The sequence below is a fragment of the Rhizobium sophorae genome (assembly GCF_013087515.1).
In the GTDB taxonomy this organism is placed as follows: Bacteria; Pseudomonadota; Alphaproteobacteria; order Rhizobiales; family Rhizobiaceae; genus Rhizobium; species Rhizobium sophorae.
Genome location: NZ_JABFCN010000070.1, coordinates 33,663 through 48,852, shown reverse-complemented (window position 1 = coordinate 48,852; position 15,190 = coordinate 33,663). Strand labels below are relative to the sequence as shown.

The 15,190-nt window shown below is 61.7% G+C and carries 13 protein-coding genes; 10 read left to right on the top strand and 3 right to left on the bottom strand.

Annotated elements, in window-relative coordinates:
* Nucleotides 1-5 precede the first annotated feature (5 nt).
* On the bottom strand, nt 6-659 hold the full coding sequence (locus G9X64_RS34340) for a TetR family transcriptional regulator C-terminal domain-containing protein (protein ID WP_168309321.1): 654 nt from the start codon (nt 657-659) through the stop codon (nt 6-8).
* Between the two features lie 300 nt (nt 660-959).
* Here G9X64_RS34340 and G9X64_RS34335 point away from each other — a divergent pair, with 300 nt between their 5' ends.
* The 3 genes from G9X64_RS34335 to hydA are packed head-to-tail and all read left to right on the top strand — an operon-like array spanning nt 960 to nt 4,254.
* The gene (locus G9X64_RS34335) at nt 960-2,213 is read left to right on the top strand and encodes a Zn-dependent hydrolase (protein ID WP_168309320.1); all 1,254 of its coding nucleotides are present in this window, start codon (nt 960-962) and stop codon (nt 2,211-2,213) included.
* On the top strand, nt 2,213-2,797 hold the full coding sequence (locus G9X64_RS34330; RefSeq protein ID WP_168309319.1) for an endonuclease domain-containing protein: 585 nt from the start codon (nt 2,213-2,215) through the stop codon (nt 2,795-2,797). Before G9X64_RS34335 ends, G9X64_RS34330 begins: the two co-directional genes overlap by 1 nt.
* 2 nt (nt 2,798-2,799) lie before the next feature.
* Nucleotides 2,800-4,254, top strand: coding sequence for a dihydropyrimidinase (gene hydA, locus G9X64_RS34325; protein WP_168309318.1), 1,455 nt, complete (start codon nt 2,800-2,802; stop codon nt 4,252-4,254).
* A gap of 58 nt (nt 4,255-4,312) precedes the next feature.
* Here hydA and G9X64_RS34320 read toward each other — a convergent pair whose 3' ends face one another.
* The gene (locus G9X64_RS34320; RefSeq protein WP_003542280.1) at nt 4,313-4,726 is read right to left on the bottom strand and encodes a cupin domain-containing protein; all 414 of its coding nucleotides are present in this window, start codon (nt 4,724-4,726) and stop codon (nt 4,313-4,315) included.
* Between the two features lie 94 nt (nt 4,727-4,820).
* Here G9X64_RS34320 and G9X64_RS34315 point away from each other — a divergent pair, with 94 nt between their 5' ends.
* The 7 genes from G9X64_RS34315 to G9X64_RS34285 all read left to right on the top strand — a co-directional run bounded on the left by G9X64_RS34315 (nt 4,821) and on the right by G9X64_RS34285 (nt 14,510).
* On the top strand, nt 4,821-5,606 hold the full coding sequence (locus G9X64_RS34315; RefSeq protein ID WP_168309317.1) for an ABC transporter ATP-binding protein: 786 nt from the start codon (nt 4,821-4,823) through the stop codon (nt 5,604-5,606).
* A gap of 63 nt (nt 5,607-5,669) precedes the next feature.
* A complete protein-coding gene (locus G9X64_RS34310; RefSeq protein WP_168314299.1) occupies nt 5,670-6,599 on the top strand; it encodes an ABC transporter permease in 930 nt (309 codons plus the stop codon).
* Complete coding sequence (locus tag G9X64_RS34305) at nt 6,596-7,723, top strand: ABC transporter permease (RefSeq protein ID WP_168309315.1); 1,128 nt, start codon at nt 6,596-6,598, stop codon at nt 7,721-7,723. The genes G9X64_RS34310 and G9X64_RS34305 overlap by 4 nt, the downstream gene beginning before the upstream one ends.
* 59 nt (nt 7,724-7,782) lie before the next feature.
* Nucleotides 7,783-8,754: an ABC transporter substrate-binding protein gene (locus G9X64_RS34300; protein ID WP_168309314.1), complete on the top strand. Its 972-nt coding sequence runs from the start codon at nt 7,783-7,785 to the stop codon at nt 8,752-8,754.
* 399 nt (nt 8,755-9,153) lie between these two features.
* On the top strand, nt 9,154-10,344 hold the full coding sequence (locus G9X64_RS34295; RefSeq protein ID WP_168314301.1) for an efflux RND transporter periplasmic adaptor subunit: 1,191 nt from the start codon (nt 9,154-9,156) through the stop codon (nt 10,342-10,344).
* A 12-nt stretch (nt 10,345-10,356) separates the two neighbouring features.
* Nucleotides 10,357-13,683, top strand: coding sequence for an efflux RND transporter permease subunit (locus tag G9X64_RS34290; RefSeq protein ID WP_168309312.1), 3,327 nt, complete (start codon nt 10,357-10,359; stop codon nt 13,681-13,683).
* Between the two features lie 143 nt (nt 13,684-13,826).
* Nucleotides 13,827-14,510, top strand: coding sequence for a Crp/Fnr family transcriptional regulator (locus tag G9X64_RS34285; RefSeq protein ID WP_168309311.1), 684 nt, complete (start codon nt 13,827-13,829; stop codon nt 14,508-14,510).
* Between the two features lie 18 nt (nt 14,511-14,528).
* Here G9X64_RS34285 and ureG read toward each other — a convergent pair whose 3' ends face one another.
* Nucleotides 14,529-15,140, bottom strand: a complete 612-nt coding sequence (gene ureG, locus G9X64_RS34280) for an urease accessory protein UreG (RefSeq protein ID WP_168309310.1) — start codon at nt 15,138-15,140, stop codon at nt 14,529-14,531.
* Nucleotides 15,141-15,190: the final 50 nt, after the last annotated feature.

Here is a 15,190-nt window from a genome sequence, read left to right as displayed (position 1 = left end):
AACCCTCACCCCCCAAGGGGATCCGGTGGTCGCAGGCCGCCAATGAAGAGCTGTTCCAGAAACCGCGCCGCATCCTCGAAGCGCCCTTCGCCCGAATGTTCCTGTCCCAGCACGGCACGCACCTGGACGTCGAAATCCGCGTAATGCTGCGTCGTCGACCAGATGGAGAAGATCAGGTGGTAGGGGTCGCATTTGACGATCTTGCCTGATTTCGCCCAGGCGCGGATGACCTCCGCCTTCTCGTCGACCAACTCCTTCAGCGGCCCCTTCAGCTCGTCCTCGATATGCGGCGCGCCCTGCAGCACCTCGTTGGCGAAAAGCCGGCTCTCGCGCGGAAAATCGCGGGCCATCTCCAGCTTGCGGCGGATATAGCTGCGGATTTCCGTCTCCGGATTGCCTTCGGCGTCGAAGGCCCGCAGCGGCTCCAGCCAAGTGTAGAGCACCCGGTCGATCAGCGCCCGGTGCATGGCTTCCTTGGTGCGGAAATAATAGAGCAGGTTAGGTTTCGACATGCCGGCCACTTCGGCGATCTGGTCGATGGTCGAACCACGGAAACCGCTTGCCGAAAACACGTCGAGTGCCGCTTCCAGGATCTGCTCTTCCTTCTCCTCCTGGATTCGCGTCCGCCTCAGGGTTTTCGCTGCTCTCGGTATGGTCACAGGTTGTTATTTCCCCTTGAAATTCAACTTCTTCGCTCAAGTTTTGTTGAAAGCGACCCGCGCCGCTTTCTTGAGCAACTGCCCGTATTTTTATCGGCAATTTTCGTGATTTTCGTCTTGAGCCCGGCGGTGGAAGTTGTAATGTTTACCAATCGGTCAAATTATCCGCCAGATGCAAAACAAAGGCAACTGGCGATTTTCCGGCGCTCGACAAAACCAATAAGGGGGCGCAGGAAGGACCACGGGAACAGGCGGGCATGCCCTTTGCATGACTGCCGCAAACAGGTGAGGGCATACAAAATGGTGGCAGCACCAGGCGAGAACATGCGCGTCAATGGCGACCGTCTCTGGGACAGTCTCATGGAGATGGCGAAGATCGGCCCCGGCATAGCAGGCGGGAACAATCGCCAGACGCTGACGGACGCAGATGCGCAGGGCCGCAGCCTTTTCAAGAAATGGTGCGACGATGCCGGTTTGACCATGGGCGTCGACCGCATGGGCACGATGTTCGCCACCCGCCCCGGCACCGATCCCGATGCTCTGCCCATCTATGTCGGCTCGCATCTCGACACTCAGCCGACCGGCGGCAAATATGACGGTGTGCTCGGCGTGCTTGCGGCTCTCGAAGTCGTGCGCACCATGAACGATCTCGGCATCAAGACCAAACATCCGATCGTCGTGACCAACTGGACCAACGAGGAAGGCGCGCGTTTTGCCCCCGCCATGCTGGCGTCAGGCGTCTTCGCCGGCGTACACAGCCTGGACTTCGCCTATAATCGCAGGGACCCTGAGGGCAATCTGTTCGGCGACGAACTGAAACGCATCGGCTGGGTCGGCGACGAAGAGGTCGGCGCCCGCAAGATGCACGCCTATTTCGAATATCACATCGAGCAGGGGCCGATTCTCGAAGCCGAGGAGAAGCAGATCGGCGTCGTCACGCATTGCCAGGGCCTGTGGTGGCTGGAATTCACGTTGACCGGCAAGGAAGCCCATACCGGATCGACGCCGATGAACCTGCGCGTCAATGCCGGCCTCGCCATGGCCCGCATCCTGGAAATGGTCCAGGACGTGGCGATGGGTGAGCAGCCAGGCGCCGTCGGCGGTGTCGGCCAGGTCTTCTTCTCGCCGAATTCGCGCAACGTCCTGCCGGGCAAGGTCGTCTTCACCGTCGACATCCGCTCGCCCGACAAAGAGAAGCTCGACCGCATGCGGGCAAAGATCGAGGCGAAAGCGCCTGAGATCACCGATGCACTCGGCGTCGGCTGTTCCATCGAGGCGATCGGCCACTTCGAGCCGATCACCTTCGATCCGAAACTGGTCACGTCGGTGCGCGACGCTGCCGAGCGGCTCGGCTACAGCCACATGAACATCATCTCCGGCGCCGGCCACGACGCCTGCTGGGCCGCCAAGGTCGCACCGGCAACGATGGTCATGTGCCCCTGCGTCGGCGGCCTCTCGCACAATGAGGCGGAAGAGATCTCCAAGGAATGGGCGATGGCGGGAGCCGATGTGCTGTTCCATGCGGTGGTCGAGACGGCGGAGATTGCGGTGTGATGGCTAGCGTCGCGTCTGTAGCCCCCTCATCCGACCCTTCGGGCCACCTTCTCCCCGCTGGGGAGAAGGGAACGGTGGACGTTGCGGCTTCCCCCTTCTCCCCTCGGGGAGAAGGTGCCCGAAGGGCGGATGAGGGGGCTGCGGGTGCGACGAAAATTATCAAACAGGATATCCGGAAACATCGTACCAACAAGACGGGCCAAGCCAGGGCTCTTCGCCGCAACGAAACCGAAGAGGAGTACCACCTCTGGAGCGACCTGCGCGCCCGCCGCCTGAACGGCTACAAATTCGCACGGCAGGTTCCCCTCGGTCCGTTCATTGTCGATTTCCTCTGTCGTGAACAACGATTGATCGTCGAAGTCGACGGCTTCCAGCATGCCGATAGCGCGTCCGATCAGCGCCGAACTGAATGGCTCAATGTGAATGGCTATTCCGTCCTGCGCTTCTGGAACAGGGAAATCTCGCGCGAACGTCGCTCAGTACTCGAAACGATTCTAGCCGCCTTGCAGGGCCGGATCGAGATCAGCCCAGAACCGCTCGGCTTCTATTCGCCGGCCCAATCTGCAGACAAAAACGGGGAATGATCATGACCACAGTCATCAAGAACGGCACCATCGTCACCGCCGACCTGACCTATAAGGCTGACGTGAAAATCGACGGCGGCAAGATCGTCGAGATTGGTCCGAACCTCTCGGGCGACGAAACACTCGACGCCTCCGGCTGTTATATTATGCCCGGCGGCATCGATCCCCACACCCATCTCGAAATGCCCTTCATGGGCACCTATTCTTCCGACGATTTCGAGAGCGGCACCCGCGCCGCCCTTTCCGGCGGCACGACCATGGTGGTCGATTTCGCCCTGCCCGCCCCCGGCCAGTCGCTGCTCGAAGCGCTGACCATGTGGGACAACAAATCGACCCGCGCCAATTGCGATTATTCCTTCCACATGGCGGTCACCTGGTGGAGCGAGCAGGTCTTCAAGGAGATGGAGACGATCGTCCGCGACAAGGGCATCAACACCTTCAAGCACTTCATGGCCTATAAGGGCGCGCTGATGGTCGACGATGACGAGATGTTCGCCTCCTTCCAGCGTTGCGCCGAACTCGGCGCCCTGCCGCTGGTGCACGCCGAAAATGGCGACGTGGTCGCCTCGATGTCGGCCAAGCTGCTCGCCGAGGGCAACAACGGCCCCGAGGCGCATGCCTACTCCCGCCCGGCGGAAGTCGAGGGTGAGGCCACCAACCGCGCCATCATGATCGCCGACATGGCCGGCTGTCCTGTTTATATCGTCCACACCTCCTGCGAACAGGCGCACGAGGCGATCCGCCGCGCCCGTGCCAAGGGCATGCGCGTCTATGGCGAACCGCTGATCCAGCACCTGACGCTCGACGAGAGCGAATATTCCAACTCCGACTGGGATCACGCGGCGCGCCGGGTGATGTCGCCGCCCTTCCGCAACAAGCAACATCAGGATTCACTCTGGGCGGGCCTTGCCTCCGGTTCGCTGCAGGTCGTCGCCACCGACCATTGCGCCTTCACCACGGCGCAGAAACGCTTCGGGCTCAGTGATTTTACCAAGATCCCGAACGGCACCGGCGGCCTCGAAGACCGCATGCCGATGCTCTGGACCCATGGCGTCAACACCGGCCGGCTGACGATGAACGAATTCGTCGCCGTCACCTCGACCAACATCGCCAAGATCCTCAACATCTATCCGAAGAAGGGCGCGATCCTTGTCGGCGCCGATGCAGATATCGTCGTCTGGGACCCGCAACGTTCCAAGACCATCTCGTCCAAGGCCCAGCAGTCGGCGATCGACTACAACGTCTTCGAAGGCAAGGAGGTGACCGGCCTGCCGCGCTATACGCTGACGCGCGGCGTTGTCGCGATCGAGGAAAACACCATCAAGACCCGCGAGGGCCACGGCGAATTCGTCCGGCGCGAGCCGGTCACGGCTGTCAGCAAGGCTCTGTCCACTTGGAAGGAGATCACCTCTCCGCGCAAAGTGGAGCGCAGCGGCATTCCGGCAAGCGGCGTATGACGATGGCGCATGACGATACGGCCATCAATCGGGGACCGCTGCCTCCATGCCAATGACCTCAAGCCGGTACCAAAGCGTCCAACTCCGGCAGAAGCACGACGCTTTCCTGCTCGTTCGGATCGGTGCGGGCGATGATCGCCGTACACGGCGTGCTGCTGAGGTTTGCCGGGAGGTGCGGCACGCCGGCCGGGATATAGAAAAGTTCGCCGGCATGGACGATGACGTGATGCTCGAGCCGGTCTCCGTACCAGGTATGGGCCTCGCCGGAGAGCATGTAGATCGCCGTCTCGTGCGCCTCGTGCAGATGCGCCTTGGCGCGGACGCCCGGCGGGATTGTCAGGAGGTGCATGCAGATGCCCTTGGCGCCGACCGTCTCGGCCGCGACCCCTTGGAAATAGCTGAGCCCCTGCTTGCCGTCATAGGCATGATTGGGGCGAACGATGTGGCAGGTGGGCTTTGATGTCACGTCCATCCTCATCCTCCATGGAGTGCGTCGTCGATAAAACCGGCGGTAATGATAGCACGCAAACCGCATTCCCGCGGCGAAAACAAGACTGGTCGCATTGATGCAAGCACCCTCCGTCGTATCCGCCAAGGATCTCTGTCTCACCTACCAGGCGAATGACGGCCCGGTGCGTGCACTGAGCAATGTCAATCTCGATGTCCGCAAGGGCGATTTCGTCTCTTTCATCGGCCCGTCGGGCTGCGGCAAAACCACTTTCCTGCGTGTCATCGCCGATCTCGAAAAGAGCACCTCGGGCGAGATCTCGATCAACGGCATGACACCGGAAGAGGCTCGCAAGGCCCGCGCCTACGGCTATGTCTTCCAGGCGCCGGCGCTCTATCCCTGGCGCACCATCGAAAACAACATCGCCCTGCCGCTGGAGATCATGGGCTATTCCGGCGCCGACCGGACGCGGCGCATCGCCGAAGCGCTCGATCTCGTCAGTCTTTCGGGTTTCGAGAAGAAATTCCCCTGGCAGCTTTCCGGCGGCATGCAGCAGCGCGCCTCAATCGCCCGTGCGCTCGCCTTCGACGCAGACCTGCTGCTGATGGACGAGCCCTTCGGCGCCCTGGACGAGATCGTCCGCGACCATCTGAACGAAGAGCTGCTGAAACTCTGGACCCGCACCAACAAGACGATCTGCTTCGTCACCCATTCCATCCCCGAGGCGGTCTACCTCTCGACCAAGATCGTGGTGATGTCTCCACGCCCGGGCCGCGTGACCGACGTGATCGACTCGACCCTGCCGGCCGAACGCCCGCTCGACATCCGCGAAACCCCCGAGTTCCTGGCAATCGCCCATCGCGTCCGCGAAGGGCTGAGGACGGGGCATAGCCATGAGGTTTAGGCGGTTGAGTTCTAGGGTTACCCGTAGCGGCACGCTCAACGCCAATATCTGGGGGCGGTCGCTGTGAAACCCGACACCTTCAAGGACAAGATCGTCCCCGTCACCACAATCCTGCTCGCCCTCGTGGTCATCTGGTATGTCGCCGCCATACTGATGAACGCGCCGTTCCAGCGCGACATGGACGGCCGCGCCGGCGCCACACCGTCGACCCTCGAATTCATCGGCAAGACGCTGGCGCAGCCAAAGCCGATCCTGCCGGCGCCGCATCAGGTGGCGCAGAACGTCTATGAGAACACCTTTCTGCGCAGCCTTTCGAGCAATCGCAGCCTCGTCTATCACAGCTGGATAACCCTCTCCTCCACCCTGCTCGGCTTCGGCTTCGGCATGCTGCTCGGCATCCTTCTTGCCGTGCTGATCGTCCATAACCGCGCCATGGATCGCTCGCTGATGCCCTGGCTGGTGGCGAGCCAGACCATACCGATCCTTGCCATCGCGCCGATGATCGTCATCATCTCCTACAACGTACTGACCGGCGACAATGCCGTTGCGCATCTTTTGAACCTCGATTCCGACGCTTCTCGCCTCGTCTCCAAGGCGCTGATCTCCACCTACCTCTCCTTCTTTCCGGTCGCCGTCGGCATGGTGAAGGGGTTGCGTTCGCCTGAAATCATGCATCTCGACCTGATGCGCACCTATTATGCCAGCCCGATGCAGACGTTCTGGAAGCTGCGCGTTCCAGCCTCGATCCCTTTCCTCTTCACCTCGATGAAGGTCGCGATCGCCGCCAGCCTGGTCGGCGCCATCGTCGGCGAGCTGCCGACGGGTGCCGTTGCCGGCATCGGTTCGAAGCTGCTCGCCGGCTCCTATTACAGCCAGACCATCGATATCTGGGCCGCCCTCGTCGCCGGGTCGCTGCTGGCGGGCATCCTGGTTGCGATTGTCGGCGTTGCCGCGAAGATCGTCGACCGCGCCATGGGCGGGAGGCCGGCATGAGACATCTGACCTTCTCCTGGCAAGGCGTGGTCGCCCTCCTCCTCTGCGTCGGGGCGCTGACGGCCCTGCCGCTTATGGCCGAGGGCGCGGCGCGCGCCCTCAACGACGGCACGGCAAGCCTCATTTTCACCATCGTCATCGCGGCTGCCCTGCTGTCATTCGCACCGCAGCCGCCGGCCTATCGGGCCACCGTGCTGTTTATCGGCGCGCATGGCGCCGCCTGGATGCTGCTTTCGGCTCTTTCCGGCAACGAGGGCACGGCGACGCGGGGTTTCTTCCTGCTGCTCTTCGCCTGCTGGCTGCTTGCCTGGCGATGCGTCACCGAACTGTCGAAACTGCAGCCCGTCACCACTTTCGGCAAGTCAGCACTCCAGCTCCTGATCCCGGCGATCTTCGGCGCCTGGATCCTCATTCTCTGGGAAGCGGTCACGCGTGGCGCCGGCGTCCCCTTCATCCTGCTGCCGCCGCCGAGCGCCATCGGCGCGCGGTTCATGGCGTCGCTGCCGATCCTCGGCGCGGACGTCAGGCAGACGATCTTCAAGGCGGTACTGATCGGTTATATCGTCGGCTGCCTCAGTGGCTTCGTCGTCGCGGTGCTCGCCGACCGCATCACCTTCCTGCGCCGCGGCCTTCTGCCGATCGGCAACATGGTCTCGGCCCTGCCGATCATCGGCGTCGCCCCTGTCATGGTCATGTGGTTCGGCTTCGACTGGCCGTCGAAGGCCGCCGTCGTCATCATCATGACCTTCTTTCCGATGCTGGTGAATACCGTCGCCGGCCTTGCCGCCTCCGGCAGCATGGAGCGCGACCTGATGCGCACCTATGCCTCCGGCTATTGGCAGACGCTGGTGAAACTGAGGCTTCCAGCGGCAATGCCCTTCATTTTCAATGCACTGAAGATCAACTCGACGCTGGCGCTGATTGGTGCCATCGTTGCGGAATTCTTCGGGACGCCGATCGTCGGCATGGGCTTCCGTATCTCCACAGAGATCGGCCGCATGAATGTCGACATGGTCTGGGCGGAAATCGCCGTCGCGGCGCTGGCCGGCTCGATCTTCTATGGCATCATCGCCCTGACCGAACGGGCGGTGACGTTCTGGCATCCGTCTATCCGTGGTGGCTAGACGCGCGCGGGCTCCAGAAACAGGGTCCGGGCATAACTTCAGAGGGTAAGGATAAGAAAATGAGAAAGTTGATGGTTGCAATGATGGCGAGCGCAATGTCGCTTGCATCGGCCCATGCGATGGCCGCCGACAAGGTGGTGCTGCAGCTGAAATGGGTCACGCAGAGCCAGTTCGGCGGTTATTATGTCGCCAAGGACAAAGGCTTCTACAAGGAAGAAGGCCTCGACGTCGAGATCAAGCCGGGCGGCCCTGATATCGCCCCCGAGCAGGTAATTGCCGGCGGCGGCGCCGATGTCATCGTCGACTGGATGGGCGGCGCCCTGGTTGCCCGCGAAAAGGGCGTACCGCTCGTCAACATCGCCCAGCCCTATCAGAAATCAGGCCTGGAAATGGTCTGCCGCAAGGACGGCCCGGTCAAGACCGAAGCCGACTTCAAAGGCCACACGCTCGGCGTATGGTTCTTCGGCAACGAGTATCCCTTCTTCGCCTGGATGAACAAGCTCGGCCTGTCGACCGAAGGCGGTCCGAACGGCGTTACCGTGCTGAAGCAGAGCTTCGACGTGCAGCCGCTCGTCCAGAAGCAGGCCGACTGTATCTCCGTCATGACCTATAACGAATACTGGCAGGCGATCGATGCCGGCTTCAAGCCGGAAGAACTGACGGTCTTCAACTACACCGAGATGGGCAACGACCTTCTCGAAGATGGCCTCTATGCGATGGAGGACAAGCTGAAGGACCCGGCCTTCAAGGAAAAAATGGTCAAGTTTGTCCGCGCCTCGATGAAGGGCTGGAAATATGCGACCGAGAATCCCGACGAAGCCGCCGAGATCGTCCTGGACAATGGCGGCCAGGACGAGAACCATCAGAAGCGCATGATGGGCGAAGTCGCCAAGCTGGTCGGCGACAGCTCCGGCAAGCTGGACGAGGCGCTTTATGCTCGCACGGCAAAGGCGCTGCTCGACCAGAAGATCATCAGCAAGGAGCCGTCGGGCGCCTGGACGCACGAAATCACCGACGCCGCTTCCAAGTAGTTCCGGCAATATTGCGAAGGCAAACGCGCGGAAGACTTTCCGCGCGTTTTGTTTTTTCCGCGCGAGGTGGGAAAAAACGCCTTGCAACTGTCGCATTTATCGGGCGTCAAACGTCTTAGGGATGAGCGCGATCAATCTTCGTAATGTTGACATAACCTTGCGGTGATTGATTGACGTCGGAATGGTAATTATTATTGCTTAAAGGGGAATTGTTTTCTGCCGGACTTGTAGATCGAGCAAATCGATACCACCTACAGGCCGAATTTGCCGGCGAGGGATGAAGACGGCAAAGGATCGGCGGATACCTCTGAGAATGCAGGAAGGGCAGTGGCCTGATCGCGCGCTGAGTGGCAGACGCTCGAGTTCGGCCAACCTTATCATAAGATTGGACGAAGAAGCATGGTACGCAAGCCGATTGGAATTCTAGGCGCCGCGACTCTTTTTGCAGCGGCCCTTGCTGCATCCACTGCATTTTCGCAGGAAGAGCCGGTTGAAAAACCGCAGCAGAACCTGCCGGCGATCGTCGTCACCAAGGCGGTGAACCGGACGCTCGTCGATCGTGTCATCGGCACGGGAACGGTCAAGCCCGTCGAGGAAGTCTATATTCAGCCGCAGGTCGAAGGCCTCTCCATCCGCACGCTGAACGCCGATGTCGGGGACAAGGTCCAGGCAGAAAGCACGCTGGCGACGCTCAATGACGACGCGCTAGTCCTGGAGAAGAGCCAGATGATGGCGACGAAGGCCAAAGGCGAGGCAAGCCTCGCCCAGCTGCGCGCCCAGCTCATCGAGGCGCAGGCCAATGCCGAACAGGCAAGGCAGCAACAGGCCCGCGCCCAGGAAATGGTCAAGAAGGGCACGGTTTCCACCGCCCAGGTCGAACAGGCCGATGCGACTGCCGCCGCAGCCAATGCCCGCGTTGTCTCCGCCGAACAGGCGATCGAGGTGTCCGAAGCCGATCTCAAGGTCTTCGACAGCCAGATCGCCGATGCGGATTTGAAACTGGCGCGCACCGATGTGAAGACGCCGGTCGCCGGCACGGTCTCGGCGAAGAATGCCAAGGTCGGCGCCATTGCCGCCGGCAACGGCGATCCGCTGTTCACCATCATCCGCGACGGCGATATCGAGCTTGTCGCTGAGGTCGCCGAAAGCGACGTCGTCAGGATGATGGCCGGCCAGAAGGCAACGATTTCGCTTTCCGGCAGCCGTGAGAAGCTTTCCGGTGCCGTACGCCTGGTTTCGCCCACCGTCGATCCGGTCACCCGCCTCGGCCTCGTCCATATCTCCATCGATGATGACAGCAAGGCGCGCTCCGGCATGTATGGCAGCGCCGAGATCGTCGTCCGCGAGACTGAAGGCGTAGCGCTTCCCCTGACCGCGGTCCTCACCGGCAACGAAGGCTCCTCCGCCCGCAAGGTCGAGGACGGCGTCGTGAAATTCGCCAAGATCGAGACCGGCATCCAGGACGGCGCCTATGTCGAGGTCATCGATGGATTGAAGACCGGCGACGAGGTCGTGGCCAAGGCGGGCGCTTACGTCCGCGACGGCGACCACATCACGCCGGTGCGTGAACAGCCCCCGGCTTCCAACTAAAGAGACCATCCGATGAATTTTTCAGCCTGGTCCATTCGAAATCCCATTGCACCGCTCCTGGCCTTCTGCCTGCTGGTCTTCATCGGCATGCAGTCTTTCAATACGCTGCCAATCACGCGCTTTCCGAACATCGACGTGCCGCTCGTCTCGATCAGCGTGACGCAGAGCGGCGCTTCGCCGGCCGAACTCGAAATGCAGGTGACGAAGGAGATCGAAGACGCGGTCGCCTCCATCACCGGCATCGACGAAATCCAGTCGACGGTGACCGACGGCAGCTCGCAGACCAACGTCATGTTCCGGATGGAAGTACCGACGGAGCAGGCTGTCCAGGACACCAAGGATGCGATCGACCGCATCCGCAGCGATCTGCCGGCAACGGCCGAAGCACCGATCGTCTCCAAGGTCGATGTCGAGGGACAGGCGATCCAGACCTTTGCCGTTTCCTCGCCTGCCATGTCGCTGGAAGAACTTTCCTGGTTCGTCGACGACACGATCAAGCGTTCGCTGCAGGGACAGGCCGGTATCGGCCGTGTCGACCGTTACGGCGGCGCAGATCGCGAAGTGCGCATCGAACTCACCCCTGACAAGCTCAATGCCTACGGCATCACCGCTGCGAGCGTGAACCAGCAGCTACGCGGCACCAACATCGACCTCGGCTCAGGCCGCGGCCAGGTGGCGGGCAGCGAACAGGCGATCCGTGTTCTCGGCGACGCCCGCAACGTCGCCGACCTCGCCAATACGACCATTGGCCTGCCGAACGGTCGCTTCGTCAAACTATCCGATCTCGGCGTCATCAAGGACACCTATGAGGAGCCGAAATCCTTCTCGCGCTTCAACGCTACGCCGGTCGTCACTTTCGGCGTCTTCCGCTCCAAGGGCGCGAGCGAGGTCAGCGTCGCCGAAACCGTGGCGGAGAACCTCGACAAGGTGCGGGCCGAAAACCCGAACGTGAAGATCGAACTGATCGACGATTCGGTTTATTTCACCTACGGCAACTACGAAGCCGCCATCCACACACTCCTCGAAGGGGCGCTGCTCGCCGTCATCGTCGTTTTCTTGTTCCTGAGGAACTGGCGCGCGACGTTGATTTCGGCAATCGCCCTGCCCTTGTCCGCGATCCCGACCTTCTGGGTGATGGACATGATGGGCTTCTCGCTGAACCTCGTCAGCTTCCTTGCGTTGACGCTCGCGACCGGCATTCTCGTCGACGACGCGATCGTCGAAATCGAAAACATCGCCCGCCACATCAAGATGGGCAAGACCCCCTATCGGGCGGCGATCGAGGCGGCGGATGAAATCGGCCTTGCCGTCATCGCCACCACCTTCACCATCATCGCCGTCTTCGTGCCCGTTTCCTTCATGCCGGGCATTCCGGGCCAGTACTTCATCCAGTTCGGCCTGACCGTCGCCTTCTCCGTCTTCTTCTCGCTGATGGTCGCGCGCCTTATCACCCCGATGATGGCCGCCTATCTGATGCGCGCCGAGGACGCGATGGACGACCATCACGACAATGACGGCCTGCTGATGCGCGGTTACACCCGCCTCATACGTGGTACGACCGGACGCTGGTACACGCGTTATGCGACGCTGATTGTCGCGTTCGCTTTCCTGGTCGGCTCCGTTCTGCTGCTGATGCAGGTTCCCGGCAGCTTTCTGCCGCCGGAAGATGCTTCGCGCATCGTTCTCTCCGTCGAACTGCCGCCCAATGCACGGCTTGACGATACCGAGAAGACGACGGATGCGATCTATGACAGGGTCAAGGACATTAACGGCGTCGAAAGCGTCTTCGTCCTCGGCGGCGCGTCGCCGAAGGGCGATCTAGAACTGCGCCGTGCGACCATCACGCTGGCACTCGACAAGCTCGATCAATCGCTGGTCAAGAAGGTGGTCAACGACGTGCTCGGCGACATCCCGGTCGTCGGCGCGATGCTGCCGAAGGTGGAAGTCCACGGTCGTGAACGCCCGCAATGGGATATTGAAAAGGAAGTCTTCGCCAAGCTGCGCGACATTCCCGACGTCCGCATCCTGAAGCTCAATGACCGTGGCGAACGCGACCTCTCCTTCAACTTCCTGTCCAAGAACGACAAGGACCTGAACGACGCCGTCGGCATTCTGGAATCCAAGCTCCGCGCCGACCCGCTGCTTGCCAATGTCAGCGCCGACGGCTCCCTGCCCCGTCCGGAACTGCAGGTTCACCCACGCATGGATGAGGCGGCACGCCTCGGCATCACGCCGCAGCAGATCTCCGAGACGATCCGCGTCGCCACCATCGGCGATGTCGATGCCGCCCTTGCCAAGATCTCGCTCGACGATCGCCAGATCCCGATCCGTGTCCAGGCTGCGGTCGACATGCGTCGCGATCTCGCGGCCATCCGGACATTGAAGATCCAGACCGCCAGCGGCGGCACCGTTCCGCTCGCGAGCGTCGCCAATATCGACTATTCGGAAGGCGTAAGCTCGATCAAGCGCAACAACCGCTACCGCGTCGTCTCGATCGGTTCGGACCTGCCCCAGGGCGTCGCACTCGATACAGCGTCCGCCCGATTCCGCGAGATCGTCAACGGGGCCAATATTCCGGCTTCCGTGCGACTTGCAGAAAGCGGCGACACCAAGGTGCAGACCGAGATGCAGCAGAGTTTCGTCAACGCCATGTTGATGGGCCTGCTGCTGGTGCTGACCGTGCTGATCCTGCTCTTCAAGGACGTGATCCAGCCCTTCACCATCCTGTTCTCGCTGCCGCTCGCCATCGGCGGTGTCGCGGCCGGCCTGATCCTGACCAGCAATCCACTGTCGATGCCCGTCATGATCGGCATCCTGATGCTGATGGGTATCGTCACCAAGAACGCCATCCTGCTCGTCGATTTCGCAATCGAGATGCGCCACCAGGGCATGTCCCGAGTCGAGGCCATGGTCGAAGCCGGCCGCAAACGCGCCCGGCCGATCATCATGACCTCGATCGCCATGTCGGCAGGCATGCTGCCTTCCGCTCTCGGTGTCGGCGAAGGCGGCTCGTTCCGCGCGCCGATGGCGATCGCGGTGATCGGCGGCATCATCGTTTCGACCGTGCTCTCGCTCGTCGTCGTGCCCTCCTTCTTCCTGATCATGGACGACCTCTCCCGCCTGCTCGGCTGGGCTTTCGGCCGCCTGGTCGGCAAGAAGGACGACGAAGAGCTGCCGCTATCGCGCGAGGATCTCACCCGCGTCACCCGGGAGAACCGCGGCGATATCGACTCGCTGGAGGAGCGCCTGACCGCGATCGAAAAGCCAGAAAGCAAACGCAAGACCGCCAACGGCAACGACACCAACGTACTCCGCCTACCGCCCTTCGCGGCGGAATAAGCAAAGCCGAGGAATTGAACGGGCCGGGAGCGATCTCCCGGCCCGTTTCGTTGACCAAAATCAATTCCGCCATCGTCTCCTTCCCGTATTTTGACCGGCAGCCATAAGGAATTGAAAGACCGGCCATATCAGGAGACCGGGAGATGAACAGAACGCTGACATTCAACGGCCATGAGGCCGCTGTGCTCGCCAAGGCTGATTTCATGGCCGGGCTCGACTACGACGAGGCTGAAGGCCTGCGCGCTTGCGCCACCATTCTCCTCTGCGACCCGCACGACATTCTCTTCGAGGAGGGCGACAAGGCGGCCTATTTCTATTGCGTGCTCGGCGGATATGTCAGGCTCTATCGCCACAACGGCGACGGCAGGCAGGCCGATATCCGCATCTGCGAGCCCGGCGACAGCTTCGCCGAATGCCTGATCCACACCGACGAAACCTATCGCTACGGTGCGCAGGCGATGGATCATGCCGTGCTGGCGCGCTTCCATATCCCCAAGGTCCGGCAGTTGCTGGAAGAACAGCCGAGGATCGGTAAGGCGATCATGCGCAGCCTGTCGCTGCATCTGATCTCGACGATGGAATGCCTGGCAAGCGACCGCATGCAGACCGCGCCGCAGCGCGTGGCGCATTATCTGCTCACCCACTGCGTCGAAGACGGAGCGACCGCTTCGCTGCGGCTGCCCTTTCCGAAAAACCTTCTTGCCCGCAAGCTCGGCCTTGCGCCGGAGGCGCTCTCGCGCGCCTTCTCGACGCTGAAGAGGAAAGGGGTCACGGTGCGTGGCCGAGCGATCGCCATTACCGACGTCAACCTGCTGCGGCAGGTCTGACCGCCAAATTATCCCGTCTTAGAGTCCCCCCTGCTCCCTGAGGAAGTTGACGATCGAGCTGACGCCGTCGCCGCGCTTCATGTCGGAGAAGACGAAAGGGCGGCTCGCACGCATGCGCGTCGCATCCCGGTCCATCACCTCGAGATCGGCGCCGACATAGGGCGCCAGATCCTTCTTGTTGATGACGAGAAGGTCCGACCGGGTGATGCCGGGACCGCCCTTGCGCGGGATTTCCTCGCCTTGGCAGACGGAAATGACATAGATGGTGATATCGGCAAGATCGGGCGAAAAGGTCGCCGCCAGATTGTCGCCGCCGGATTCGATGAAGACGACGTCGAGATCGGGGATCCGCTGGTTAAGGCCGGCGATCGCCTGCAAATTGATCGTCGCATCCTCGCGAATAGCGGTATGCGGGCAGCCGCCGGTCTCGACGCCGACGATGCGGTCGGAAGTCAATGCCTGCATCCGCACCAGCGCCTCGGCATCCTCCGTCGTATAAATATCGTTGGTGACGACGGCGACGGAATAATCGTCGCGCATCGCCTTGCAGAGCTTTTCGGTCAGCGCCGTCTTGCCCGAGCCGACCGGCCCGCCAATGCCGACACGCAAAGGTCCGTTTCTTGATTTCATGTGCCTTACTCCAATCCAACCTCGATGATAACGAAGCCGCCCGCCCGCGC

What these genes read in the sequence shown, in the direction of transcription:
- G9X64_RS34295 (WP_168314301.1), top strand. Translation starts at nt 9,154, where the DNA reads ATGGTACGCAAGCCGATTGGAATTCTAGGCGCCGCGACTCTTTTTGCA.
- G9X64_RS34285 (WP_168309311.1), top strand. Translation starts at nt 13,827, where the DNA reads ATGAACAGAACGCTGACATTCAACGGCCATGAGGCCGCTGTGCTCGCC.
- ureG (WP_168309310.1), bottom strand. Translation starts at nt 15,140, where the DNA reads ATGAAATCAAGAAACGGACCTTTGCGTGTCGGCATTGGCGGGCCGGTC.
- G9X64_RS34305 (WP_168309315.1), top strand. Translation starts at nt 6,596, where the DNA reads ATGAGACATCTGACCTTCTCCTGGCAAGGCGTGGTCGCCCTCCTCCTC.
- G9X64_RS34300 (WP_168309314.1), top strand. Translation starts at nt 7,783, where the DNA reads ATGAGAAAGTTGATGGTTGCAATGATGGCGAGCGCAATGTCGCTTGCA.
- G9X64_RS34320 (WP_003542280.1), bottom strand. Translation starts at nt 4,726, where the DNA reads ATGGACGTGACATCAAAGCCCACCTGCCACATCGTTCGCCCCAATCAT.
- G9X64_RS34330 (WP_168309319.1), top strand. Translation starts at nt 2,213, where the DNA reads ATGGCTAGCGTCGCGTCTGTAGCCCCCTCATCCGACCCTTCGGGCCAC.
- hydA (WP_168309318.1), top strand. Translation starts at nt 2,800, where the DNA reads ATGACCACAGTCATCAAGAACGGCACCATCGTCACCGCCGACCTGACC.
- G9X64_RS34290 (WP_168309312.1), top strand. Translation starts at nt 10,357, where the DNA reads ATGAATTTTTCAGCCTGGTCCATTCGAAATCCCATTGCACCGCTCCTG.
- G9X64_RS34335 (WP_168309320.1), top strand. Translation starts at nt 960, where the DNA reads ATGGTGGCAGCACCAGGCGAGAACATGCGCGTCAATGGCGACCGTCTC.
- G9X64_RS34315 (WP_168309317.1), top strand. Translation starts at nt 4,821, where the DNA reads ATGCAAGCACCCTCCGTCGTATCCGCCAAGGATCTCTGTCTCACCTAC.